Raw genomic sequence first — 23,222 nt, forward strand, 5'->3', positions numbered from 1 at the left:
CTCACCGGCCCGCTCGCGAGCGCGCAAGCGCGTTCACCAAGCGAGTAGTCGTACCTCGGATGATCGCCGAGGAACCGCGCCTCGGCGGCGATGACCTGTCGGAGGCCATTCGGGACTTCTGCGGAGATGTCGACGAGTTCTGGGCCTGGTGCCCAACCGTGGAGGAGCTGGCCGGACCCCCGTTCGATCTCGGGGACGAAGCAGAACAGGCTCATCGCCGCTACTGGGATTGGGACCTCCAGCTGCTCCGACGATTGGTGTCACCATGGCCTGACGGCTGGCCGACGGGGCTCTGCGATCTGAACGCTGCCGTTCGATCAGCAGGCATCACGCCACCGCCGAACGAGTCAGCTCATCACCCGAGAGGCGACGCATCGTGGAACGCGGCGGTCTTCAGGCTTCTCCAGGCCACGTAGCCGCTCCGAGGTGCATCGCTCGCTGGCATCAGCCGGCGCCGCCTCGAAGCCCTCTGCGATTTCCAGTTCGGCTCGCTGGCCCACCTTCGCACCGGACGCCATCGAGCGCGGCGTGCTGGGAGTCGCATCCGCCCCGTTGATACTCGACCGCACGGCGCTGGGTGCCCTGGGGCTCTACGACTTGCAGAGTCGTCCGTGGAACGACGAGGACCTCCATCTCGTTGAGACGTTCGCATCCGTCGTGACCGTGGTGCTGTGCAGCGCAGCCAAGTTCGACGAGCAGCGGCGGCTGGCCGAGCACCTGCAACTCTGGCCCTCGATCACCGGATCGTCATCGAACAGGCCAAGGGCATGATCGCCGCCTGGCGACACATGGTTACGTGGGTGGTGACTCGGACGGTTATGCGACCGAGCGCACGTGCCGGAGCAGACGCTCCCAATGCTTCCGACCGACGTCCACCGGCGGAGCATCGAGGGGCCACCACTGCACCGGCTGGCCCGGTTCGGCCCGCAGTTGGACGGAGCGACAGATCTCGAACGTGTAAGCGACACCGAAGGTGGACGCACGCGTTCCATCCGCGAGCGGATGGTCGACCACGTCGACGAGGGCGGGACCTCCGATTGGGCGAGCATCGACTCCCGTCTCCTCGCGTAGCTCCCGACGAACTGCATCGATTCACCGACGACTACGTGTGCCGCCTCGGCGATCGCACGGAGCTCCTCCACGGTCACCGTGCACCCGCTCTCCCCCTGCCAATGCGTCAGAGCCACGGCGCCCATGGTGCCTCGGCCGCCGGATGGTTTCGCACCCCGCCGGCAGAGCCGTTCGATCACCGACACCCCGCCATCGGAACCCATGCCGTCGGATCTCCGCGTAGCCTCCGGGGCATGGCAACGACACGCACGGCAACCACTCGTTGGGAAGGCTCGCTCATGGAGGGGTCGGGGCAGGTGACGCTCGAGTCCTCGGGGCTCGGGACCTACGACGTGTCCTGGCCGTCGCGCGCCGAGGAGCCGGACGGACGGACCAGCCCCGAGGAGCTCATCGCAGCCGCGCACTCGTCATGCTTCTCCATGGCGCTGTCGAACGGGCTGGCCAAGGCCGGCAGCCCGCCCGAACGGCTCGAGACCACCGCAGACGTCACCTTCCAGCCCGGCGAGGGCATCACCGGCATCCACCTCAAGGTCGTGGGCACGGTCCCGGGCATGAGCGCCGAGGACTTCGTCGAGGCGGCCGAGGGCGCCAAGGTCGACTGCCCAGTCAGCAAGGCGCTCACCGGCACCACCATCACCCTCGACGCCAGCCTCGCCTGAGCAAGGTTCCCCTTGGCCTGATGCGGGGTCCCGCCCCAGAGGTGGGGATCAGCGAGGTGGCCCCGAGACGCTCCAGCGGCGCAGAGCCTCGAACGGATAGAGCCCGGTCCGATGGCCGTCGTTCCACGTGATCTGCAGGGCATATGCGCCATGGAACTGCGCGTCCGTGATGCGCAACGGCTCTGGAGCACCAGGCCGTGGCCACCCGTCTTCTCCACGCTCCCGCAGCGCGCGACACGTCGCGCACGGACATCCCTGTCGGAGCTCCATCAGCCCGATCCGCGCGACGTGGCCATCGGCGAACCGAATCGTGACGCCCTCTTCACGTTTGACCTCGAGATCCACGGGCTCGTTGCTGACGTCCACGGCCCCAGGCTGCCTGATCTCCAGGCGCAGACCACGCGAAACGGGAAGACCAGTCCACGAAAACCGGTTTCGGGGCCCGCCCAGAAGCGCCATCGGTATCGACCTTCCTCAGACAGACGTGTGGGCAATGCGGGCCTGCCTTGGGCCTGATCCGTCCACGGAACCGCCAGATCGACCGACGTGTGGGCGGATCCGGTCCGCCGCGTCACGATCGGTCCACACGTTGGACGGGCGAAAGAGATCCGGCGTCGAGCCCTCGAGCGCCTGGCGATCATCCAGACCTCGGCGGCGCAGACCTACCCTCGAGCCGTGGCGCACCCGCGCATGTTCGATGACGACGACCCCCACCTCGCCCGGGTCAGAGAGCTGGCGACGGCTCTCCCGGGCGCTGCGGAGAAGGTCTCGCACGGCCGTCCTGCGTTCTTCACGAAGAAGGTGTTCGCCTACTACGGCGGTTCCCTGAAGGTGGACGGCGAGTGGGTCCAGCATCCCCACTCGCTCGTGGTGCAGCCGGACCCGGAGGATCGGCCTGCCCTGGTCGAGGACCCTCGTGCGTACATCCCCGCCTACCTCGGTCCATCGGGCTGGGTCGGGATCGACCTCGATGACGAGACGGACTGGGCAGAGGTGGCAGAGCTCCTCGACGCCTCGTTCCGGCTCACCGCACCCCGTCGCAGCATCGCGGAGCTCGACGCAGCTCGATAGCGCCGACCGGTCAGCGCTCGGCGATGCGCGTGCGGAGCCGGTCCCAGACGTCGACGCCGCAGTGGTCGGCGATCATCCCGTACGGGTAGTCGGGCACACCTGGGCACGAGCGGACCGACAGCAGGTCGAGCTCCTCGTCACCGAGCACCAGGTCGGCCACGCCGAGGTTGTCCTCGAGCTGATCGGTGGTGCGGGCGCCCAGGATCACCGACGTCACCCCGGGGCGCTGGTGCACCCAGGCGAGCGCCACCTGGGCCATCGAGCAGTCCCGCTCGTCGGCGATCGTCTCGACGGCGTCGAGCACGTCCCACGTGCGCTCGGTGTTGCGCCGGTCGTAGGCCTCGACGCCGCGGTCGGGGTCCTCGCCGAGGCGGGTGGCGCCGGTGGGTCGCTGGTCGCGCCGGTACTTGCCGGTGAGCCAGCCTCCGCCCAGCGGCCCCCAGGGAAGGACGCCGACGCCCTCCTCCAGGCACTGGGGCAGCAGCTCCCACTCGATCTCGCGTGCAAGCAGGTTGTACTGCGGCTGCAGCGAGATCGGCGCCGTCCAGCCGTGCTGCTCAGCGCGGCGCAGCGCCTTCTGCAGCTGCCAGCCGGTGTAGTTCGACACCCCGACGTGGCGCACGGTGCCAGCCCGGACGAGGTCGTCGAGCGTGGAGAACGTCTCCTCCAGCGGGGCGGCGGGATCCCACCCGTGGAGCTGGTAGAGGTCGATGGCGTCGACGCCGAGCCGGCGGAGGCTGGCCTCGACGGCCCGGCGCAGGTACCGACGGCCAGCCCCCTGGTGCAGCGGACCGTCGCCCATGGGGAAGCGGCCCTTGGTGGCGATCACGACGTCGTCGGTGCGCCCGCGCTGCTGCAGCCATCGACCGACGATCGACTCGGACGCACCCTGCGAGTACACGTCGGCCGTGTCGATCAACGTCCCGCCCGCTTCGACGAACCGGTCGAGCTGGGCGTGCGCGCCCTCCTCGTCGGTCTCGGCCCCGAAGGTCATGGTCCCGAGGGCGAGGCTGCTGACCACCAGGCCGCTGTCGCCGAGGCGTCGCTGCTGCATCGGGCCATGGTCGCTGGTGAGGGCGAGGGACGCAACGGGCGCATGGTCAACCGGAGCGCCACTCCCGGCGCAGGATCGACATGACGATCGCGTCATGGGGTTCGTCGCCCCACCACAGCGCTTCGCGCAAGGTCCCCTCCTCGACGAAGCCCACCTTGCGGTAGACGTGCCGGGCGCGCTCGTTGAAGTCGAAGACCTCGAGCGACACACGGTTCACCTCGGGGTCGGACAGGACGTGGTCGACCACGAGCTTCGTCGCCTCGGTACCGACACCGCGGCCGCGAGCAGCGCTGCGCAGCGCGATCCGGAACCCGCACGACCGGTTGTCGGGATCCCAGTCGTGGATGACCACCTCGCCGAGCCACGCACCGTCGGAGCGATCCACGACTGCGAGGTCGAGGCGGTCGTCCTGGTCGATCCGCGTGGCGCACCACCGGTCGATCTGGTCCCGGGTGAAGTCGGCGTGGGTCCCGGTCAGCCGACGGGCTTCGTCGTCGTTGACGTCGTCCCACAGGTCCTGCGCATCGGTAGCCACGAGCGGACGCAAGACCACGGTCTCGCCGGTGATCGTCGGCTTCGGCGTGAACGGCGACATGCGCGCAGCGTAGGAAGCACGGTGGCCGCCGTCGGGAAACGCACCTCCACCCGGTACACAGGGGCCATGGCAAACCTCACCGTTCTGTACACCAAGCCCGAAGCCGACGCCGAGGCGTTCCTCGCCGAATACAAGTCGGACCACCTGCCGATCGCCGCCAAGTTCCCGAAGATGACGTCGCACACCACCACGGTGTTCAGCGGGACGCCCCGGGGCACCGAGGCCCCGTACTACGTGATGTTCGTCGGCACCTGGGCGTCCCAGGAGGACATGCAGGCCGCGATGGGCGACCCCAGCATCATGGAAGCGAGCAAGCACGCCATGGGCATGACCCAGAAGTACGGCAACAAGGCCGAGATGCTGATCGGCGACGAGGCCTGACCTCCATCTGAGGGACATCCAGCCCGGGGGAAGACCTTCGTGCGGATGTCGACATCCGGCATCCGGCTCCGTCTCAGGGGTGATGAGCGACGAACGGCGTCGCCCACACCGAAGGAGGATCCCACGTGGCCAAGTACCTGTTCCTGAAGCACTACCGGGGTGCACCGCCGATGGCGACCGATGTCCCGATGAGCGAGTGGGCGCCCGACGACGTGGAGGCCCACATCCAGTTCATGGGCGACTTCGCCGACCGCCTCGTCGAGACCGGCGAGTTCGTCGACGGCCAGGCGCTCGCCCCCGACGGCATGTGGGTTCGTCACGACGGCGCCGGCCGCCCGCCGGTCACGGATGGCCCCTTCGCCGAGACGAAGGACCTCATCGCGGGGTGGATGGTCGTCGACGTCGACACCGAGGACCGGGCCATCGAGCTCGCCGGCGAGCTGTCGGCGGCACCGGGCCCCGACGGTGAACCCATCCTCGAGTGGATCGAGGTCCGCCCGTTCCTCGCCACGCCACCGACCCCCACGGATGTGGTGTGAACGTCAGCGAGCTCCGGGCACTCGTCCCACGGGTGCTGGGCGTCCTCGTCCGTCGCGGCGCCGACTTCGCGACGGCCGAGGACGCCGTGCAGGAGGCGCTCATCGCCGCGCTGGACCGGGCCGGCGACCCGCCCGACGATGCCCAGGCGTGGCTCGTCACCGTCGCCTGGCGCAAGTACCTCGACCTGGTCCGCTCCGACGCCTCCCGGCGCACGCGGGAGGCAGTGGTGGACCTCGAGCCCGAGGGAGCGCCGGCGGCTGCGACCGACGAGACCTTGCAGCTCTACTTCCTGTGCGCGCACCCCGACCTGACGCCTTCGTCGGCGATCGCGCTGACGCTCCGGGCCGTCGGCGGCCTCACCACGCGCCAGATCGCCACCGCCTACCTCGTGCCGGAGCGGACGATGGCGCAGCGGATCAGCCGAGCCAAGCGGGTGGTGGCTGCAGCGGGTGTCGACCGGCCGGGTGACGTCGTGACCGTGATGCGGGTCCTGTACCTCGTGTTCAACGAGGGCTACTCGGGTGACGTCGACCTGGCCGCCGAAGCGATCCGGCTCACCCGCCAGCTGGTCGCGCTGGTCGACGATCCGGAGGTGCACGGGCTGCTCGCGCTGATGCTGCTCCACCACGCCCGCCGTGCCGGCCGCACCCGCGCCGACGGCGGCATCGTCCCCCTGGCCGAGCAGGACCGCAGCCGATGGGATCGAGCGCTCATCCAGGAAGGCGTCACCATCCTCCAGGCCGCGCTCGCTCACGATCGACTCGGCGAGTACCAGGCGCAGGCCGCGATCGCCGCGCTCCACGCCGATGCCCCCCGGGTCGAGGAGACCGACTGGGTCCAGATCGTGGAGTGGTACGACGAGCTGCTCGGGATCACCGACACGCCGATCATCCGGCTGAACCGGGCCGTCGCCGTCGGAGAGGCCGACGGTGCGCCCGCCGGCCTGGCGGCCCTGGCCCAGGTCGACGACGACCTACCCCGCCGCGATGCCGTCGCCGCCCACCTCCACGAGCGCAACGGCGACCTCGAGTTGGCGGCGAGCCTCTACGCGAGCGCTGCCCGCAAGGCGCCCGACATCCACGAGCGCGATCACCAGATCCGCCAGGCCGCCCGCGTCCACGAACAGCTCCGCTCGGGACGATGGTGATGCAGCGCGTGGCGCGGCCACCGCATCACGAGCGTCCGCCCTAACCCTCCCGGCCGGCGAAGCCCTTCTTGGTCTTCTTCTCCTGCTTCTCCAGGCGCTTCTCCTTGGCGGTCTTGGTCGCGGGGGTCTTGCTGCTCCGCCCGCCCTTGTCCTTGCTGGACATACCGGCCTTCCTTGGTCCGGCAACCTGCCGACCAGGTGTCACCATCCCACACAACTCGGTGTCGTGCGGGAGGTCGCCCCGCGCTCAAGGTCAGAACCGGGTCCGCCGATGAGCATCTGTGGAGGCCTTTCAACGCGAACGCGCAGGAGCGGGCTCGGGTGAGGTGCACGAGGCTCAGCTGCTGGCGGTGCTCGATGCGCTCCCCATCGCCGTGATGCTGCGGGCGGCCGACGGCACCCTGCTCCACGCCAACCCGGCCACGGTGCGGTTCCTCGCCCGGCTCGGGCTCGACATCTCGCACGTGGCGCCCAGCGCCAGCGCCATGATGGACCACATCACCGTGATCGACGAGCACGGTCGCCACCAGGACCCCACCCACCTGCCGGTCGTCTCGGCGATCCGCGAAGGCACAGAACGCGAAGCGACGTTGGGCTACGAACTCCCGGACGGGGGCTGGGCGTGGTACGCCACCCGGGCGGGGCCGCTCACGCTCACCGATGGCACGATCGGCACCGTCGTCACCTGCGACGACGTCACCCACCGTCGGCTGCTCGAGGAGGAGCTCCGCACGGCCGCCCTCGTCGACCCGCTGACCGGGCTGGACAACCGGCGGGCCCTGAGCGCCGCGCTCGACAACGCCCAGCAGTCCCGGGCTCGTGACGGCGGCGACGTCGGCCTGCTGTTCCTCGACCTCGACGGGTTCAAGACCGTCAACGACACGTTCGGCCACGAAGCCGGCGACCGGGTGCTCGTCGAGACGGGCAGTCGCCTCGTCGCCGCCACCCGTTCCGTCGACCGGGTGTGCCGGATCGGTGGCGACGAGTTCGCGGTCCTGTGCGCACCGGTCGATGGCGCCGGGGGGATGCAGGAGCTCGTGGCACGCATCCGGTCGCTGCCGCCGGTGCCCGTGCTCGTCCAGGGCAAACCCCTGGCGGTGCGTGGGAGCATCGGCGCCGTCCTGGTCGAGCCGGAGGACGGCCTCGACCAGGCGCTCCGACGCGCTGATGTCGCCATGTACGACCACAAGCGCAGCGACGACGCCTCTCTCCTGGTCATCGGCTGACGTCTGCCGTCAGACCTGGCCGGCCGAGCGGCCGTGCCACCTGGCCGAGCGCTCAGCCGGCGGCGTTGGCGATCGAGACGCGGGGGTCCCGGTTGGGGTCCCCGGCGACACCGAGCGAGTCGCGGAAGGCGGTCAGCGCGACGATGCCCTGCTCCTCGGTGAGCTCGGCTGCCATGATCCGCTCGACCGAGGGGAGCAGGTCGGCGTGCTCGGAGACGATCTCGTGTGCGAGCCGTTCCCGAGGGGCCAGGTCATCGACGCTGGCCGAGCCCTTGGACCATTGGGAGTCAACCTTCTTCGCCTTGGCCATGGGGAAATCACTCTCGTTCGCGGTCGGTCTGTGCACTGACGGTACGGCGGCGGACGCCATCTCCCTCATTCGACGTCGACGACGCGATCCCCAGCCCGTCCAGGAACTCGGCGAGGACCTCCGCCAGCGCTTCGGGAGCTTCGCTGGCGACGAGGTGGTGCGCACCCTCGATCTCCCGGACGGACGCGTGGGGGACGAGCTGTAGGAAGCGTGCGACGTCATCCTCGAGCGTGACCTCGCTCGCGGTGCCACGCACCAGCAGCGTGGGCGTGTCGAGTCGTCTCGCCGAGGCGGTGAGCTGCGCGGCGTGGGCGAGGATGTCCCGGGCGATCGGCGACTCGGCCATGTCGCCGGTGCGATCCGTCGACGACTGCCTCAGGTACCGACGTGCGCGCCTCGGGTCCGGCGACGGCACCACATCGACCAGGACGACGCCGGTCACGAGGTCATCGAGGTCGCCGTCGGCCATCGCCAGGAGGATCGCCATCCCGCCCAGCGACGCACCCACCAGCACCGTGGGCGCCCCCAAGGAGCGCACGAGGTCGCGGACGTCGCCGGCGAAGGCGGGCAGGCCGTCGCTCCGGGAACCCGAGCTCTCGCCGTGCCCGCGCTGGTCGACGGCGATGGCCCGATGAGCGCTCGGGGGCAGCGCCGCGACCACGTCAGCCCAGACCGCCCGTCGCTCGCCACCGGCATGCAGCAGCAGGACCGGCGGGCCGTCCCCGACCGCCGTGGCGCGCAGGGTCGCCCCGGGGAGCCGGAACTCCGTGATCGTGGGACGTCCGGACATGTAGCCCCCATCTGGCTCGACATCGATGGTATTCCGATCAGCCGTCGACGTGGCCGAGGAGGTGCGCATCCAGGTCCTCGGCCAGGCGCCGCATGGCGGTGGCGTTGTTCCGGCGGATGTAGGCCCGGGCCAGCGGCGCGGTCAGACGGTCGAGACGCGGGGCGACGATCCACCGGTACTCGAAGGTGACGCGGGTTCCGCCATCGGGCAGGGCGGCGAGCTCGTAGGTGCCCTCCCCCGTCCGCCCGGCCTTGGTCGCGACGTTCCGCTCGACGATGCGGCTCGGGCGCTCGGCGTCGACGACCTCGAGGTCGACCACGTCGCTGATGCCGAGGGCTCGGGTGGTCACCCGGGCCCTCGACCCGATGCCTCGCGCCGGGCCGGAGAGCTCCCAGTCGCGCATGAGGTGGTCGTTGAACGACTCGTGGTTGGCCATGACGTCGAGGAAGTCGAAGACGGCCTCCTGGTCGTGCGGCAGGTCGATGGAGACGGTGACGGGTGCAGGCATGTACCAGATGGTACATGTTTAGTGTTCCAAGTGGTACAGTTTTCTTCCATGGCCCCAGGGGATGCCCGGAAGCAGCTGCTCGACGACGCGATCGACCACGTCGCCCACCACGGCCTCACCGACCTCTCACTGCGAGGGCTGGCCGCCGAGCTGGGCACGAGCCACCGGATGCTCAGCCACCACTTCGGGTCCAAGGAAGGGCTTTGGGTAGCCATCATCCGCGAGGTCGAGCAGCGCAACCGCGCCGCGATCAGCGAGGTGACCGCCGCGCCGGACGCGACGCTGGCCGACGCCATGCGCAGCTGGTGGCGCCACATCTCCGACCCGTCGCTCTGGCCCAACGAGCGGCTGTTCTTCGAGGTCTACGTCCAGGCCCTCCTCGGACGTCCCCCGACGAGCGAGCTCCTCGACGGCATCGTCGACTCCTGGCTCGATCCGGCCGCCGAGGCGGCCGAGGCCATGGGGGTGCCCCCGGGAGAGGCTCGCGCCTTCGCCCGGTTGGGCGTCGCCGTGACCCGTGGCCTCCTGCTCGACCTGCTCGCCACCAAGGACCGCGCCGGCGTGGACGCAGCGATGGAGCAGTGGATCGCCGGCTTCGAAGGTCGCTTCTCCGGGCCCACGGCCGCCCGGGTGGACCCAGCCGGCTGACGGCGGTGGCCAGTGGCCACCGCCGTCGTCGCCCGGGCGAGCTCAGGCCACCGGCGCTCCGGCGGCGAGGGCCTTCACGTCGGCGGTGGTGAGCGCCTGGCCGCCGATGCCCCACTCGCCGCTGGTGACCTCCTCGACGACGACCCAGGTGACGCCGCGCATGTTCTCGCCTTCGATGGCGACCATGGTGTCGGTGAGCTTGGCGATCATGTCGCGCTTCTGATCGGCGCTGAAGACGCCCTCGATGAGCTTGACGTTGACGAACGGCATGGTGTTCTCCTCGGTGTGGGCGGGCCGGATGCCTCGCCGTCGCCCACGTTCGACCGCCGCCCGTGCAGGGCACATGCATGCGCCCTGCAGCCCGGATGCGCCGTACTGTCTCCGTGGGGAAGGGGGTCGGTGCGATGGAGATCCGGGTGCTCGGACCGCTCGAGGTGACCTCGGCCCACGGCGTCCCCCGTGCCGTGCGCGGTGCACGTCGCCGCCTCCTCCTCGCCACCCTCGTCCTGCACCGCAACACCGCCTGCGGCACCGACCACCTCGTCGACGTGCTGTTCGGCCAGGACCCCCCGGCGCGGGCCGGAGGCACGGTCCAGAGCTACGTGTCCCGGTTGCGCAGCGACCTCGGCGACGACGGCAGCCGGCTCCAGACCCGGCACGGTGGCTACCAGCTCGTCCTCGACCCGGACGCGCTCGACAGCGTCCGCTTCGAGCGGCAGGTCGCCGCCGCGCTCGATGTGCTCGGCCGTGATCCGCGGCGGGCCGCGGACCTGCTGGGCGAGGCGCTGCGCTGGTGGTCCGGCGGCCGCGCCTTCACCGAGTTCGTCGACGATCTCGCGCTCCAGGCGGAGAGCACCCGCCTGGAGGAGGTGCGGCAGCGGGCGGCCGAGGCTCGCGTCGATGCGCTGCTGGCCCTCGCCGACCACGCCGGTGCGATCGACGAGCTGGAGACCTGCATCGCGAGCTGGCCGCTGCGGGAGGGCTTCCGGGCCCAGCAGATGCTGGCGCTCTACCGCTCCGGACGGCAGCCCGAGGCGCTGCGCGCCTTCCACCGGTTCCGCTCCGACCTCGGCGACCAGCTCGGCCTCGAGCCGTCCGACGCGCTGGCCGATCTCGAAGCGCGCATGGTGCGCACGGACCCGACGCTCGATGCGCCGCCGGTCGCCGCCCCGATCGGTCCGCCGCCTGTCCCGGCCGACGGGACCCCGATGGGCAACCTGCCGCGCCGGGTCACCGCCCTGCTCGGCCGGGACGTCGAGCTCTCCCAGCTCGGCGAGGTGCTCGCCACGGTGCCGCTCCTCACCCTCACGGGCCCCGGGGGCGTCGGGAAGACGCGCCTGGCCATGCAGCTCGGCGAGCGGTCGACAGACGCCCATCCTGACGGTGTCTGGTTGTGCGACCTCGCCCCGATCCGGGAGGACGCACTCGTCGCCGAGGCCGTCACCACCGCGCTGGACGTCCAGCGCCGCCAGGACCGCACGACGATCGAGGGCTTGATCGAGGTGCTCCAGTCCCGCCGCCTGCTCATCGTCCTCGACAACTGCGAGCACGTCCTGGCGCCCATCCGCGAGGTGATCGAGGCGGTGCTCCGGGCCTGCCCCGACGTCCGCATCGTGGCGACCAGCCGGGAGCCCCTGGGCGTCGACGGCGAGACCGTCTGGCCGCTCGGTCCGCTCCCGCTCCCCCGGGCGGACGAGACCGACCCGGTGATGGCGATGGAGTCCCCGGCGGTGCGGCTGTTCGTGGCCCGAGCCACGTCCGCCCATCCCGGCTTCCGGCTCGACGAGGCGACCGTCTCGTCCGTCGTCGAGATCTGCCGCCGCCTCGACGGGCTCCCGCTCGCCCTCGAGCTGGCCGCTGCCCGGGTCCGCTCGATGACCCTGCCCGATCTGGCCGACGAGCTGTCCAGCGACTTCCGGATCCTCGTCACCAGCGCCGGCGATCCTCGGCACCAGACCCTCGAGGCGACCGTCGCCTGGTCCTACCAGCTGCTCGGCGTGGCCGAGCAGGCGCTGTTCGACCGCTTGTCGGTCTTCGCCGGCAGCTTCACGGTGGACGACATCGAGTACGTGTGCGCCGATGCGACGGTCTCCGCCGAGGGGATCCGGGGCCTCCTGGCGGCGCTGGTCGACAAGTCCATGGTCGTCGCCGACATCAGCCGCTCACCCACCCGCTACTCCCTGCTCGAGACGCTCCGGCAGTTCGGTGGGGCGCGGCTCCGGGACGCCGGGTGCGCCGACGTGCTGCAGGAGCGCCACGCGCTCTGGGCGATCGACCTCGTGGAGCACGCCGAGGTCGGCCTCGGCGGCCCGGACGAACCGGTGTGGATGTCCCGGCTGGACGACACCTTCGCCGACCTGCGCATCGCCCACCGCTGGATGCTGACCCAGGGCGACGAGGACGGGGCGCTGCGGCTGGTGGTCGGTCCCCGCGAGTTCGCCTTCCGCCGGATGCGGTACGAGCTGTTCAGCTGGGCCGAGACGACCCTCGACCTGCTCACCACCGACGACCACCCGCTCCTGCCCATGGCCCTCGCCACCGCCGCCTACGGGCGGTTCGTCCGCGGCGACCTGGACGCAGCGGTGTCCCTCGCCGAGCGATCGCTCGAGGCCGAGGAGCGGCTGGGCCTCCCGTCCTGCGGACTGCACTCGCGGACGCTGGGCAACGTCTTCTACTACCGCGGTCAGACCTTCGAGGCGGCCGAGACGTGCCAGCGCACGGTCGGCGCCGCCCGCGCCAGCGGCGACGACGCCCGCCTGGCCCACGCGCTCTACATGGCGTCCGTGGGCCTGGCGAGCGACGCCCGGACCGAGGCCAGCCGCCTGCTCGCGGACGAGGCCGTCACCCTGGCCCGGCGGATCGGGAACCCCACGTCGTTGGCCTCGGCGCTCTACGCCAGGGCGCTGACGCTGGAGGCGATCGACCCCGACCGCGCCACCTCGATGCTCGAGGAGTCCATCGCCCACGGCACGGCGGCCGGGAACCGCTGGATCGTCGCCTTCGCGAAGACCGAGCTCGTGTCCTTGGCCGGGCGCCGCGGCGACCTCGACGGTGCGCTGCGCCTGGCGAGGGAGGTCATCGACATGTGGCACCGGGCCGGAGACTGGGCCAACCAGTGGCTGACCCTGCGCCACGTCGCCGGCGTCCTCGCCCAGCGCGGCGACCACGAGGCCGCGACGGTGCTCCACGCAGCGGTGCGCCTCGCCTCCGCCGAGCTGGCCATGCCCATCGAGGCCTCCGATCTGCGCAGGGTCGGCGCCATCCTGGAGCAGCTGCCGAGCGAGCTCGGCCACGATCGCTACGCAGCCGCCGAGGCCCGGGGCGCGGCGATGGGCGCCGACACCGTCGTGCGCTCCACCCTGGAGGTGATCGACCGGGTCCTCGGCGGTGCCGAGCCCCACGGCGCATGACCTCGGGATGACGGCGGTTCAGGCGCTGCGAGCCAGGCCGACGGCGAGCACCACCATCACCGCGGCGATGAGCGCGTCGAGCGCTCGCCAGGCGCCGGGCCGGGCGAAGACCGGGCGGAGCAGGCGGGCACCGGCGCCCAGGGTGGTGAACCACACCACGCTGCCCACGGCTGCACCCGCGCCGAAGTGCCAGCGCAGCTCGTCGTGGGTCGCGGCCACCGAGCCGAGGAGCACCACCGTGTCGAGGTAGACGTGCGGGTTGAGCCAGGTGAGCGCCGCGGCCGTGAGCAGCACCGTCGTGAGCGGTGCACGATCGGCCACCTCGGCCCGCAGCCCACCTTCGGGATGCAGCGCACGCCGCGCCGCGAGCGCGGCGTAGCCGAGGAGGAAGGCGGCGCCGGCCCAGCGCATGACGTCGACCAGCTCGGGGACCCGTTCGAGCAGCGCCCCCGTGCCCGCCACACCGCCGGCGATGAGGGCGACGTCGGACACCGCGCACACGGCGACCACGGGCACCACGTGCTCACCCCGCAGGCCCTGACGGAGCACGAACGCGTTCTGCGCGCCGATCGCGACGATGAGGCCGAGTCCGAGGCCGAGGCCGGAGAAGGCGGCGAGGAGTCCGGGGTCCACCGGTCGAGGATGGCCGCACCTCCGAGGTGAAGTCCAGCGCAACATTCTTCGTTCGCATTAGCGTTGCTTCATGGACCTCGACCTCGCCCAGCTGCGGGCGCTGCGCGCCGCCGTCGATGCCGGGACGCTCGAAGGTGCGGCGCGGGACCTGCACGTCACCCCGTCCGCGATCAGCCAGCGCCTCAAGGCGTTGGAGCAGGCAACCGGCCGGGTCCTGCTCGTGCGCTCCAAGCCGGTGCAGGTCACCGACCCCGGCCGCGCCGTGCTGCGCCTGGCTCGCGAGATGGACCTGCTCGTCGCCGACACGGCACGGGAGCTCGCCGGTGACGCAGATGCGCCGGTCGTCCTGCCGGTGGCGGTCAACGCCGACTCGCTGAGCACCTGGTTCCTCCCGGCCCTCGCCCCGCTGCGGGACGAGGTCCTGCTCGACCTGCACCGTGCCGACCAGGACGGCACGGCGACCCTCCTGCGCGACGGCTCCGTCGTCGCCGCGGTCACGGCGGCGTCCCGACCCGTGTCCGGCTGCACATCGACACCGCTCGGCGTCCTGCGCTACCGGCCCGCGGCCGTGCCCGGGTTCGCCGCCCGCTGGTTCCCGGACGGCCCGACGGCGGCCGCCCTGGCCCACGCGCCGGTCGTGGACTTCGACCGCGACGACGACCTCCAGCGCGGGTGGCTGCGACGTCGCACCCGGGGCCGGGCCACGCCGCCGACGCACCGCGTGCCCTCGACCGAGGGGTTCGTGCAGGCGATCCTGGCCGGCCTCGGTTGGGGGATGCTCAGCGACCTGCAGCTGGCCGAGCCGAACCTGCGGTCGGCGGTCGTCCTCCTCGACCCCGACGCCACCGTCGACGTGCCGCTGCACTGGCAGCGGTGGAAGGTTCGCTCACCCTCCCTCGAGCGCCTCAGCGAGGTCGTCCTGGCCGGAGCGAGGCACTCGCTGCGCACGTAGCTGCGCGCGCGACCCGGGATAGCGTCGCCGGATGCCGTTCCGGCTGCCTGGCAGGTGCCCACCGATCACGCTCTACGGGAACCCCGTGCTCCGGACCCGCGCCAAGCCGGTGACGACGTTCGATCGTGAGCTGGCCTCGCTGGTGGACGACCTGTTCGACACGATGTACGCGATCGAGACCGGGGTCGGGCTCGCCGCCAACCAGATCGGCCGGCTCGAGCGGGTCTTCGTCTTCGACTGCGGCGACGACGAGACCGGCTACGTCGTGAACCCGGTCGTCGAGGTCATCGGCGACGGGGCGCAGGACGGGTCCGAGGGATGCCTGTCGGTGCCGGGGATCTCCGTACCGACCGTGCGAGCGGCCCGAGCCCGGGTGCAGGGCCACGACGTCCACGGGGACCCGGTCGCCTACGAGGGCGAGGGCCTCGTCGCCCGGTGCTTCCAGCACGAGGTCGACCACCTGGACGGCATGCTCTACGTCGACCGGCACCCGAAGCTGCTGCCCGCCATCGACCGGCACCTGCAGGAGCGCGAGTGGTACGGCACCGCGTCGCTCGACCCGCGCGGCCCGAAGTACCGGCAGGCGCAGGCCACGGACACGCCCTTCGACCCGGCCGTGTGATTGCAGCGCCCTGCGCGGGGCGTGCCGCTCTACCGTCGTGGCGTGCCCTTCCGCACCCCACTGAGCGTCCGACACGACATCGGTGAGGAGTGGTGCCTCCTCGAGCCGCTCGTCTACGAGGGCAGCCGGGACTTCGTGGTCGTCCGACAGGGCTTCCGGACCGACTTCGCCTCGATCCCCCGGCCAGTGCGCTGGCTGTTCGACACGACCGGCACCAACAGCGAGCCGGGTGTCCTCCACGACGCGCTCTGGCGGGAGTCGAAGCGGAGCGACGACCGGACTCCACGCGTCGACGCGTGGGACGCCGACGGGCTGTTCCGCCGGGCGCTGCGGGAGTCCGGCGCGACGGCCCTCACCCGCGGGCTCATGTGGATCGCCGTCCGGGCCGCGGCGATCCTCGCCGGCCGCTTCGGCCGCAGCGGACCGCCCTGGCCGGTGAAGCTGTCGAAGATGGCCGGCATGGCCACGGTCGGCGTCGTCACCGTCGGTGCGCCGACTGCGGTCGCGTTCGTCGGTCGCATCTTCTACTGGGTCGTGGAGTGGACCATCGCCGTGCCGTGGTCGGTGGTCGAGCGCCTCCGCGGCCGGAGGCCGAACCTGCCGTGGCCGTTCGGGGTCCGGCACGACCAGCGCGAGGAGCCGCCGCGGGAGTACCTGCTGCTGATCCCGGTGGACTCACCCGGCGGGCAGGCCCTCGCCACGATGCTCGGCCCGGAGGGTGACACGGTCATCCACGACGAGCAGCTGGACCGGTTGCCCAGCGAGACCCTCGCGTCCGCGTACTGAGGTCGGTGCGGATACCGTCGCCCGGTGCGTTGCATCGGACTGCTGGGCGGCATGAGCTGGGAGAGCTCGATCGAGTACGAGCGCATGATCAACGAGGGGGTGCGGGCGCGGCTCGGCGGCACCCACTCCGCCGACCTGGTCATCCGCAGCTACGACTTCGCCGCCATCGAGGCGCTGCAGGCGGCCGATCGCTGGGACGATGCCGGTGCCCTCCTCGCTGCGGATGCCCGCCGCCTCCAGGACGCCGGCGCCGAGCTCATCGTGCTGTGCACCAACACCATGCACGTGTGCGCACCGGCCATCGAGGCCGCCATCGACGTGCCCTTCCTGCACCTCGCCGACGCGACCGCTCGGGCCGTCGTGGACGCCGGCGTCCGCACCGTGGCGCTGCTCGGCACCCGCTACACGATGGAGCACGACTTCTACCGAGGTCGCCTGGCGGCGCACGGGCTCGATGTCGTGGTGCCCGACGAGCCGGACCGGACGACCGTGCACGACGTCATCTACGACGAGCTCGTCCGGGGCATCGTGCGGGACGGGTCACGGGACAGGTACCTCGAGGTCATCGAGCGACTGATCTCGAACGGAGCCGAGGGCGTGATCGCCGGCTGCACCGAGATCGAGCTGCTCGTCGGCGGCGACGACGTCCGCGTCCCCTGGTTCCCGACGACCCGGCTCCACGCCGCGGCGGCCGTGGAAGCGGCGCTCGCGCCCTGAGGACCGCGCCGCTCAGCTGCCGGGCGGCGGGAGCAACGTGTCCGGCGGTGCGGCCGGGCCGGCCACGGCCCGCACGCTGCGGGCGTCGAGCCGCTCGCCGCAGTGGCCGCACGTGGGCTCCACGTGGACGACGTGGCCGCACCCCTGGTGCTCCAGCAGCACCGGCTCGTTGCCCTCGCCGAGCACCCACTCGTCGCCCCACTGCCGCAGCGCGACGAGCACCGGCCACAGCGCCCGCCCCTTCTCGGTGAGCACGTAGTCGTACCGGCCGCGGGCCTCGTCGTAGGGCCGCTTCTCCAGCACGCCGCCCTCGACGAGGGTGTCGAGCCGGTCGGCCAGGACGTTGCGGGCGATGCCGAGGCGCCGGGCGAAGTCGTCGAAGCGCCGGACGCCGAAGAACGCGTCGCGCAGGATCAGCGGGGTCCACCACTCCCCGATGATCTCCATGGACTGGGCGATCGGGCAGTGCACATCGGCGAAGGAGCTGCGGCGCACGTCCCGATCGTACGACGCAGGGTTGCATGACGCAACGCTCCGTGCGAAGGTGCGTTTCATGAAGCAACCCACAACCGATGGCATCCCCCGATCCGTCTTCGCCGTCACCGTCACTGGCGCGTTCGTGGTCGCCCTCGACCTGTCGATCGTCAACGTCGCCTTCCCGAGCATCGAGGCGTCCTTCGCCGACGCCAGCACCTCGACGCTGTCCTGGGTGCTCACCGCCTACTCGGTGGTCTTCGGGGCGCTGCTCCTCGGCGCCGGGCGCATCGCCGACCGGTCGGGCCGACGCCTGACCTTCCTCGTCGGCCTCGGCGTGTTCACCCTCGGCTCGCTCCTGTGCGGAGCGGCCACCTCGCCGGCGCTGCTCATCGGCGGTCGCGTGGTCCAAGCCGTCGGCGCGGCGCTGCTCATGCCCTCGTCGCTGGCGCTGCTGCTCTCGGCCACGCCCGACCGCCTCCGGACCACCGCCGTCGCCACGTGGGGTGGAATCTCCGCGCTGGCCGTCGCGTGCGGTCCGTCGATCGGCGCCGTGCTCGTCGATGCCGGTGGCTGGCGGTGGGCGTTCCTCGTCAACCTGCCCGTCCTCGCCATCGCGGCCGTGGTCACGACCCGGGTGGTGCCGGAGTCGAGCGCCGGCGGCCCGCCGCCGGACGGGGTCGGCATCGCCGCGGTGTCGATCGCCGTCGCCGCCCTCGCCCTCGGCATCACGCAGGGACCCGACTGGGGCTGGACCAGCGCCGGCGTGACGGGCGCCTTCGCCGCCTCGTCGGTCGCCGGCTGGTTCGCCCTGCGACGGGCGCAGGAACACCCGGCACCCGCGGTCGACCTGGGCATCCTCGCCGACCGCACCGTCGCCCTGGCCAACGCCGGCACGGTGCTCTACGCCGTCGGCTTCTTCGCCATGCTGCTCGGCAACGTGCTGTTCCTGACCTCGGTGTGGGGCTGGTCCACGCTCGCCGCCGGCCTGGCGATCACGCCGGGGCCGGTCGTCGTCGCGCTGCTCTCCCGCAGCAGCGGCCGCCTCGCCGGGCGCATCGGGTTCCGTCCCCTGCTGATCGCCGGACCGCTGGTGTTCGCCACCGCCCAGCTGTGGAGCGCGGCGATGGTGCCCCTCGACCCGGACTACCTCCGCTGGTGGCTTCCGCAGACCATCGTCACCGGCCTCGGCGTCGCCCTCACCTTCCCGGTGCTGTCAGCGGCCGCCGTCTCCGGGCTGGCGCCGACCAGCTTCGCCGCCGGTGGGGCCATGAACCAGACCGCCCGCCAGATCGGCGCCGTGCTCGGCGTGGCGATCCTGGTCGCCGTGCTCGGCACGCCGGCGTCGCTGACCCAGGCCCACGACCGGTTCCGGATCGCCTGGGCCGTGTGCGCCGCGGCGGCGGTCGGCTCGGCTCTGCTGGCGATGCGCCACGAGCGGGTGCGGGTGGACGCGCCCGACGTGGACTCCGCACCTGCGCCCGCCGCTCCCGTGGCCCCGGCTGTCGGCGAGGTGTCGGCATGACGGCGATCGCACCCCTCCCCGACGCCTCCACCTGGTTCGACCGGACCACGGCCGTGCACCGCCGATCGCCAGGCACCTACGGCCTGCAGCTCGACCCGAGCTGGTCGTCGCTCACCGGCATCCACGGCGGCTCCATGGTCGCCATGGCGGTGCGAGCCGCCCAGGACCACGAGCCCGGCCGTCCGGTGCGGACGGTGGCCACCTCCTTCCTGCGACCCGGCCAGCCCGGACCGGCGGAGCTGCGGATCGAGCCCGTGCGGCGCGGGCGATCGCTCACCACCCTCGTGGTCGCCCTCGAACAGCGCGACCGGCTCGTGCTCACCAGCCGCGTGACGCTCGTCGATGCCCGACCCGGCGAGTCGTGGGAGAAGCTGGAGGCCAGCGACGTGGCCCCGGTGGAGGTGTCGATCCCGCTCGACCCGCCGGCCGAGGCCGGCCTCGTCCCCCACTTCGACCACGCCACGGCGCGGCTCGATCCGGCCCACATCCCGTTCAGCCGCAGTGCCGAGGCACGGGTGGGCGGCCACGTCCGGCCCCTCGAGCCCCGCCCGATCGACGAGCCCTGGCTGGCGATGATCCTCGACTGGTTCCCGCCGTCGCCGTTCACCCGCCTGGACCCGCCGACCGGTGGCGTCAGCATCGACCTCGCGGTCCACCTGCACCGCACCCGCCAGGCGCTGCGCGACGACGAGTGGCTCGAGGGCCGGTTCCGGGCCGACGTCAGCCACGGCGGCCTCGCCCTCGAGCACGGGCGGATCGCGGACAGCGACGGCACGCTGCTCGCCGAGTCGTTCCACACCCGGTGGACCGGGTGAGGCACGCGTCAGCCGGCCACGCAGGTGTTGCGGAGCTCGCCGATGCCCTCGATCCAGGTCTCGAGCACGTCGCCGGGCTGCAACGACCGCGGCGGCTTGCGTGACATGCCGACCCCGGCGGGCGTGCCGGTGAAGATCACGTCGCCGGGGAGCAGCGGCAGGACCGACGACAGCTCGGCCACCAGCGCGCCGACTGAGAAGACCAGGTCGCTCGTGCGGGCGTCCTGCACGGTCTCCCCGTTGACTCGACAGCCGAGGGCGAGGTCGTCGCGGTCGGGCACCTCGTCAGGCGTGACGAGCCACGGACCCATCGGCCCGTAGCCGGGCCGGGACTTGCCCAGCGAGAACTGCATGCCGGCGGCGAACTGCAACGTCCGGTCGCTGATGTCTTGGCCGACGGTGAGTCCCGCGATGTGGGACCAGGCATCAGCCTCGGCCACCCGATCGGCCCTGGCACCGACGACGGCGACGAGCTCGACCTCCCAGTCGACGGTGTCGCCCACGACGGGGATGTCGTCGAAGGGACCGCTGAGCGACGCGGGGAACTTGGTGAACGTGGCCGGGACCGACGAGACGTCCATGCCCGCCTCCTCGGCGTGGCTGCGGTAGTTGAGGCCGATGGCGAAGACCTGCCGCGGGGCAGGCACGGGGCAGCGGAGCCGGGACATGTCGAGCGGCCCGGTTCCGTCGCGCACGCCGTCCGCCCACGACGCGAACGCCTCCCACTCGGCGAAGGCGCCCATCGGGTCCGGGCCGAAGCGTCCGTCCGATGCGGTCTCGACATCGGCGACGGCGTCGTCGAGGACCAGCACGAGGCGGCCGTCGAGGTTGGCGATCTTCATCTGTCTGTCCTCCAGCCGGGGTGCGGGCGGCGCGAGCCGCGACCATGGTGGCCCGCCGGAGCGAGCCCGCGCCGCCATGCACCGCCGTCGGAGGTCTCGCCGATCAGGCGGCCAGGGTGCGCTGGATCTGATCGAGCACGACCTGATCCGGCTGGGCCGGCACCGTCAGGCCCGGTGTGCGCCGGGTGATGTCGAGGGCGTCGGCCACCTGGTCGCCGGCGATCACCGGCGTGTGGCAGCCGGCGATGGTCGTCGGTTGCAGGGCGGCGATCCGGTCGACGGTCTGCAGGTACCGGCGCTCGTCGGCGAGCTCGAGCCACGGGCTGATGTACTGGTTGAAGGTCGCCATGCCCTCGGTCCAGACCTCGCGGTCGATCTCGACCACGTCGTGCACCGGCACGGGCATCGGGGTCGCGAAGGCGTCCGACGCCCAGTAGACGCCGGTCGTCGGGTCGAACAGCCCACGGGTCGTCGGCGAGTCGTAGACGGGCGGCCGCACGAGCTGGAGCTGGCGGTCGCCGACGTCGAGCGCCTCGCCGTCGCGCATCCAACGCCAGCGCAAGGGCGAGACCTCGAGGGTGGCGCCCATCCGCTCCTGCATGAACCAGTCGATGACGAGGGTGGCGTTGGGGCACGCGGCCATGAGCGGGTTGACGTTGCCGGTGTGGTCGACGTCGTCGTGGCTGATGAACACCCAGCGGACGTCCTCGGGCTCCACGATGGAGAACACGTCGTCGAGGAACTGGGTGCGGTGCTCGGTGGCGCCGGTGTCCACGACGACGGGCTGCTCGCCTCGGATGACCATGGCGTTGAGGGCGATGGACACCGGGGCGGAGCCCTCGCCGGCGTGATCGTGGACGAGGAAGGTCTCGGCGGCGATCTGCGTCGGCAGGATTCGGGTCTTGGTCGTTTGCATGTGTCTTCCCTCGTCTCGGGTTGGGTCGGCCGACGGCTCCGATGCTCGGAGCTTCGTGGAACTTGTGTACCATGACGGGATGCCAGTACCACGTCAAGAGGAAATCCTGAGCCGCGGGCGGGTCAGCCAGAAGCGCCGCACCCGGGCGGCGATCGTCGATGCGGCCAAGCAGCTCCTGGCCGAGGGTGCGACCCCGAGCGTGGCCCAGGCCGCCGAGGCCGCAGAGGTGTCGCGGACGACGGCCTACCGGTACTTCCCGACCCAGGACTCGCTGCTGGTGGAGGTGGCGATGAACGCCGACGTCGGCGACATCGAGGAGCTGGCCTCCGAGGAGGTCACGGCCGAGCACGCTCGGGACCGGGCGCTGGCGGTGCTCGCCCTGTTCAACCGGCACGTGGCCGACGCCGAGGTGCAGTACCGCACCGCCCTGCGGCTGTACCTCGACCAGTGGCTCCAGGCCACCGAAGCCGGCGATGCGACGCCCCAGGTGCGGGAGGGCCGACGCCGCCGTTGGTTCGAGCAGAGCCTCGCCCCGCTGCGCCCCACCGTCACGGATGAGGAGTGGGACCGGGTCGTGACCGCCCTGTGCCTGCTCAGCGGACCCGAGGCGCTCGCCGTGCTGCGCGACGTCTGCCACCTCGATGCCGAGGCGTCGGATGCGGCGGTGCGCTGGGCCGCCGAGACGCTGCTGGAGGCGACGTTCCGATGACCGAGCGCTACACCCACGGACACGACGACGCCGTGCTGCGATCCCACGGCTGGCGAACCGCCGAGAACTCCGCCCGGTACCTGCTGGACGTCCTGGAGCCGGGCGCCTCGGTGCTCGACGTCGGCTGCGGCGTCGGGACCATCACCGCCGACCTGGCCCGAGCGGTCGGGGGCGGCCACGTTCTCGGCCTCGATCGCTCCGCGGAGGTCGTCGCTCGGGCCGCGTCGACGCACCGCGCCGCCAACCTGCGCTTCGACGTGGGGGACGTGTACGACCTGGACCACCCCGACGGCGCCTTCGACGTCGTCCATGCCCACCAGGTGCTCCAGCACCTCGGCGACCCGGTGCGGGCGCTCACCGAGCTGCGCAGGGTCTGCCGGCCCGGCGGGATCGTCGCGGTGCGCGACGCCGACTTCTCGGCCATGTCGTGGTGGCCGGCCGTGCCCGGTCTGCAGGAGTGGCGCGAGGTCTACCTGCAGGTCGCGCGGGCCAACGGCGGTGAACCGGACGCGGGACGGCACCTGCTCGGGTGGGCGGAGCGCGCCGGCCTCGAGCAGCTGCGCTGGTCGGCATCGACGTGGTGCTTCACGAGCGAGGAGGACCGGGGGTGGTGGTCGCGCACGTGGGCCGACCGGATCACCGCCACCGACCTCGCCGACCAGGCCATCGAGCTCGGCGTCGCCGATCGCGAGCTGCTCGAGCGGTGCGGCGATGCCTGGACGAGCTGGGCGTCCCACCCGGAGGGCTGCTTCGTCGTCCCCCACGGGGAGGTCATCGGCCGGCCGTAGGTCTGGGGGAACATCACGCCGATCCGCATCTGC

Annotated in this window: 30 protein-coding genes; 18 read left to right on the forward strand and 12 right to left on the reverse strand. The window is 71.9% G+C overall.

Features of this window, described 5'->3' with window-relative positions; genetic code table 11:
• Positions 1-59 precede the first annotated feature (59 nt).
• The 3 genes from RGQ06_RS04645 (at position 60) to RGQ06_RS04655 (ending at position 1,730) form a co-directional block, all read left to right on the forward strand.
• Positions 60-416: a hypothetical protein gene (locus tag RGQ06_RS04645; RefSeq protein WP_432430597.1), complete on the forward strand. Its 357-nt coding sequence runs from the start codon at positions 60-62 to the stop codon at positions 414-416.
• Between the two features lie 10 nt (positions 417-426).
• On the forward strand, positions 427-771 hold the full coding sequence (locus RGQ06_RS04650) for a GAF domain-containing protein (protein WP_432430596.1): 345 nt from the start codon (positions 427-429) through the stop codon (positions 769-771).
• Between the two features lie 533 nt (positions 772-1,304).
• The gene (locus RGQ06_RS04655) at positions 1,305-1,730 is read left to right on the forward strand and encodes an OsmC family protein (RefSeq protein WP_432430595.1); all 426 of its coding nucleotides are present in this window, start codon (positions 1,305-1,307) and stop codon (positions 1,728-1,730) included.
• 48 nt (positions 1,731-1,778) lie between these two features.
• On the opposite strand, the gene RGQ06_RS04660 is transcribed toward RGQ06_RS04655, so the two are convergent.
• The gene (locus tag RGQ06_RS04660) at positions 1,779-2,096 is read right to left on the reverse strand and encodes a DUF971 domain-containing protein (protein WP_432430594.1); all 318 of its coding nucleotides are present in this window, start codon (positions 2,094-2,096) and stop codon (positions 1,779-1,781) included.
• A 309-nt stretch (positions 2,097-2,405) separates the two neighbouring features.
• On the opposite strand from RGQ06_RS04660, the gene RGQ06_RS04665 reads away from it, so the two are divergent.
• Complete coding sequence (locus RGQ06_RS04665) at positions 2,406-2,801, forward strand: MmcQ/YjbR family DNA-binding protein (protein ID WP_432430593.1); 396 nt, start codon at positions 2,406-2,408, stop codon at positions 2,799-2,801.
• 10 nt (positions 2,802-2,811) lie between these two features.
• On the opposite strand, the gene RGQ06_RS04670 is transcribed toward RGQ06_RS04665, so the two are convergent.
• Positions 2,812-3,855 (reverse strand): aldo/keto reductase, encoded by a 1,044-nt coding sequence (locus RGQ06_RS04670; protein ID WP_432430592.1) that lies wholly within the window; start codon positions 3,853-3,855, stop codon positions 2,812-2,814.
• 46 nt (positions 3,856-3,901) lie between these two features.
• Positions 3,902-4,450 (reverse strand): GNAT family N-acetyltransferase, encoded by a 549-nt coding sequence (locus RGQ06_RS04675; protein WP_432430591.1) that lies wholly within the window; start codon positions 4,448-4,450, stop codon positions 3,902-3,904.
• A 66-nt stretch (positions 4,451-4,516) separates the two neighbouring features.
• Here RGQ06_RS04675 and RGQ06_RS04680 point away from each other — a divergent pair, with 66 nt between their 5' ends.
• From RGQ06_RS04680 to RGQ06_RS04690, 3 genes are all read left to right on the forward strand, one after another.
• Positions 4,517-4,831: an EthD family reductase gene (locus RGQ06_RS04680; protein WP_432430590.1), complete on the forward strand. Its 315-nt coding sequence runs from the start codon at positions 4,517-4,519 to the stop codon at positions 4,829-4,831.
• Positions 4,832-4,956: 125 nt separating this feature from the next.
• On the forward strand, positions 4,957-5,370 hold the full coding sequence (locus RGQ06_RS04685; protein ID WP_432430589.1) for a YciI family protein: 414 nt from the start codon (positions 4,957-4,959) through the stop codon (positions 5,368-5,370).
• Positions 5,367-6,518: an RNA polymerase sigma factor gene (locus RGQ06_RS04690; protein ID WP_432430588.1), complete on the forward strand. Its 1,152-nt coding sequence runs from the start codon at positions 5,367-5,369 to the stop codon at positions 6,516-6,518. Before RGQ06_RS04685 ends, RGQ06_RS04690 begins: the two co-directional genes overlap by 4 nt.
• A gap of 40 nt (positions 6,519-6,558) precedes the next feature.
• Here RGQ06_RS04690 and RGQ06_RS04695 read toward each other — a convergent pair whose 3' ends face one another.
• Positions 6,559-6,681, reverse strand: a complete 123-nt coding sequence (locus RGQ06_RS04695) for a hypothetical protein (protein WP_432430587.1) — start codon at positions 6,679-6,681, stop codon at positions 6,559-6,561.
• A gap of 163 nt (positions 6,682-6,844) precedes the next feature.
• On the opposite strand from RGQ06_RS04695, the gene RGQ06_RS04700 reads away from it, so the two are divergent.
• On the forward strand, positions 6,845-7,744 hold the full coding sequence (locus tag RGQ06_RS04700; protein WP_432430586.1) for a diguanylate cyclase domain-containing protein: 900 nt from the start codon (positions 6,845-6,847) through the stop codon (positions 7,742-7,744).
• A 52-nt stretch (positions 7,745-7,796) separates the two neighbouring features.
• Here RGQ06_RS04700 and RGQ06_RS04705 read toward each other — a convergent pair whose 3' ends face one another.
• The 3 genes from RGQ06_RS04705 to RGQ06_RS04715 are packed head-to-tail and all read right to left on the reverse strand — an operon-like array spanning position 7,797 to position 9,352.
• Entirely contained in the window at positions 7,797-8,054 is a 258-nt protein-coding gene (locus RGQ06_RS04705) for a hypothetical protein (protein WP_432430585.1), read from the reverse strand.
• Between the two features lie 7 nt (positions 8,055-8,061).
• Positions 8,062-8,844, reverse strand: a complete 783-nt coding sequence (locus tag RGQ06_RS04710; RefSeq protein ID WP_432430584.1) for an alpha/beta fold hydrolase — start codon at positions 8,842-8,844, stop codon at positions 8,062-8,064.
• A gap of 37 nt (positions 8,845-8,881) precedes the next feature.
• Positions 8,882-9,352 carry an SRPBCC family protein gene (locus RGQ06_RS04715; RefSeq protein ID WP_432430583.1) on the reverse strand — a complete coding sequence of 157 codons (471 nt, stop codon included), beginning with the start codon at positions 9,350-9,352 and terminating at the stop codon, positions 8,882-8,884.
• 48 nt (positions 9,353-9,400) lie between these two features.
• Here RGQ06_RS04715 and RGQ06_RS04720 point away from each other — a divergent pair, with 48 nt between their 5' ends.
• Positions 9,401-10,000: a TetR/AcrR family transcriptional regulator gene (locus RGQ06_RS04720; protein ID WP_432430582.1), complete on the forward strand. Its 600-nt coding sequence runs from the start codon at positions 9,401-9,403 to the stop codon at positions 9,998-10,000.
• Between the two features lie 42 nt (positions 10,001-10,042).
• Here the strand turns inward: RGQ06_RS04720 and RGQ06_RS04725 are convergent, their stop codons facing one another.
• Positions 10,043-10,270, reverse strand: coding sequence for a tautomerase family protein (locus RGQ06_RS04725; RefSeq protein ID WP_432430581.1), 228 nt, complete (start codon positions 10,268-10,270; stop codon positions 10,043-10,045).
• Positions 10,271-10,383: 113 nt separating this feature from the next.
• Between RGQ06_RS04725 and RGQ06_RS04730 the strand changes: the two genes are divergently transcribed.
• Positions 10,384-13,410 (forward strand): BTAD domain-containing putative transcriptional regulator, encoded by a 3,027-nt coding sequence (locus RGQ06_RS04730; RefSeq protein ID WP_432430580.1) that lies wholly within the window; start codon positions 10,384-10,386, stop codon positions 13,408-13,410.
• Positions 13,411-13,428: 18 nt separating this feature from the next.
• Here the strand turns inward: RGQ06_RS04730 and RGQ06_RS04735 are convergent, their stop codons facing one another.
• Positions 13,429-14,088, reverse strand: coding sequence for a LysE/ArgO family amino acid transporter (locus tag RGQ06_RS04735; RefSeq protein ID WP_432430579.1), 660 nt, complete (start codon positions 14,086-14,088; stop codon positions 13,429-13,431).
• Between the two features lie 25 nt (positions 14,089-14,113).
• Between RGQ06_RS04735 and RGQ06_RS04740 the strand changes: the two genes are divergently transcribed.
• The 4 genes from RGQ06_RS04740 to RGQ06_RS04755 are packed head-to-tail and all read left to right on the forward strand — an operon-like array spanning position 14,114 to position 17,120.
• On the forward strand, positions 14,114-14,995 hold the full coding sequence (locus RGQ06_RS04740; RefSeq protein ID WP_432430578.1) for a LysR family transcriptional regulator ArgP: 882 nt from the start codon (positions 14,114-14,116) through the stop codon (positions 14,993-14,995).
• Between the two features lie 31 nt (positions 14,996-15,026).
• Positions 15,027-15,617, forward strand: coding sequence for a peptide deformylase (gene def / locus RGQ06_RS04745; protein WP_432430577.1), 591 nt, complete (start codon positions 15,027-15,029; stop codon positions 15,615-15,617).
• A gap of 42 nt (positions 15,618-15,659) precedes the next feature.
• Positions 15,660-16,403, forward strand: a complete 744-nt coding sequence (locus RGQ06_RS04750) for a DUF1353 domain-containing protein (protein ID WP_432430576.1) — start codon at positions 15,660-15,662, stop codon at positions 16,401-16,403.
• Positions 16,404-16,427: 24 nt separating this feature from the next.
• Positions 16,428-17,120 carry an aspartate/glutamate racemase family protein gene (locus tag RGQ06_RS04755; RefSeq protein WP_432430575.1) on the forward strand — a complete coding sequence of 231 codons (693 nt, stop codon included), beginning with the start codon at positions 16,428-16,430 and terminating at the stop codon, positions 17,118-17,120.
• A 12-nt stretch (positions 17,121-17,132) separates the two neighbouring features.
• Here RGQ06_RS04755 and RGQ06_RS04760 read toward each other — a convergent pair whose 3' ends face one another.
• Complete coding sequence (locus tag RGQ06_RS04760; protein ID WP_432430574.1) at positions 17,133-17,615, reverse strand: winged helix-turn-helix transcriptional regulator; 483 nt, start codon at positions 17,613-17,615, stop codon at positions 17,133-17,135.
• A 58-nt stretch (positions 17,616-17,673) separates the two neighbouring features.
• Here RGQ06_RS04760 and RGQ06_RS04765 point away from each other — a divergent pair, with 58 nt between their 5' ends.
• The gene (locus tag RGQ06_RS04765; RefSeq protein ID WP_432430573.1) at positions 17,674-19,119 is read left to right on the forward strand and encodes an MFS transporter; all 1,446 of its coding nucleotides are present in this window, start codon (positions 17,674-17,676) and stop codon (positions 19,117-19,119) included.
• Positions 19,116-19,934 (forward strand): thioesterase family protein, encoded by an 819-nt coding sequence (locus RGQ06_RS04770; protein ID WP_432430572.1) that lies wholly within the window; start codon positions 19,116-19,118, stop codon positions 19,932-19,934. Before RGQ06_RS04765 ends, RGQ06_RS04770 begins: the two co-directional genes overlap by 4 nt.
• 8 nt (positions 19,935-19,942) lie before the next feature.
• Here the strand turns inward: RGQ06_RS04770 and RGQ06_RS04775 are convergent, their stop codons facing one another.
• Positions 19,943-20,776 (reverse strand): fumarylacetoacetate hydrolase family protein, encoded by an 834-nt coding sequence (locus RGQ06_RS04775; RefSeq protein ID WP_432430571.1) that lies wholly within the window; start codon positions 20,774-20,776, stop codon positions 19,943-19,945.
• Between the two features lie 103 nt (positions 20,777-20,879).
• Complete coding sequence (locus RGQ06_RS04780; protein ID WP_432430570.1) at positions 20,880-21,692, reverse strand: MBL fold metallo-hydrolase; 813 nt, start codon at positions 21,690-21,692, stop codon at positions 20,880-20,882.
• A gap of 79 nt (positions 21,693-21,771) precedes the next feature.
• Between RGQ06_RS04780 and RGQ06_RS04785 the strand changes: the two genes are divergently transcribed.
• Both RGQ06_RS04785 and RGQ06_RS04790 read left to right on the forward strand, forming a co-directional pair.
• Positions 21,772-22,401 (forward strand): TetR family transcriptional regulator, encoded by a 630-nt coding sequence (locus RGQ06_RS04785; protein ID WP_432430569.1) that lies wholly within the window; start codon positions 21,772-21,774, stop codon positions 22,399-22,401.
• Positions 22,398-23,189: a class I SAM-dependent methyltransferase gene (locus tag RGQ06_RS04790; protein WP_432430568.1), complete on the forward strand. Its 792-nt coding sequence runs from the start codon at positions 22,398-22,400 to the stop codon at positions 23,187-23,189. The genes RGQ06_RS04785 and RGQ06_RS04790 overlap by 4 nt, the downstream gene beginning before the upstream one ends.
• The last annotated feature ends 33 nt before the right edge of the window (positions 23,190-23,222 follow it).

The sequence above is a fragment of the Salinilacustrithrix flava genome (assembly GCF_041228405.1).
GTDB lineage: Bacteria > Actinomycetota > Acidimicrobiia > Acidimicrobiales > Salinilacustritrichaceae > Salinilacustrithrix > Salinilacustrithrix flava.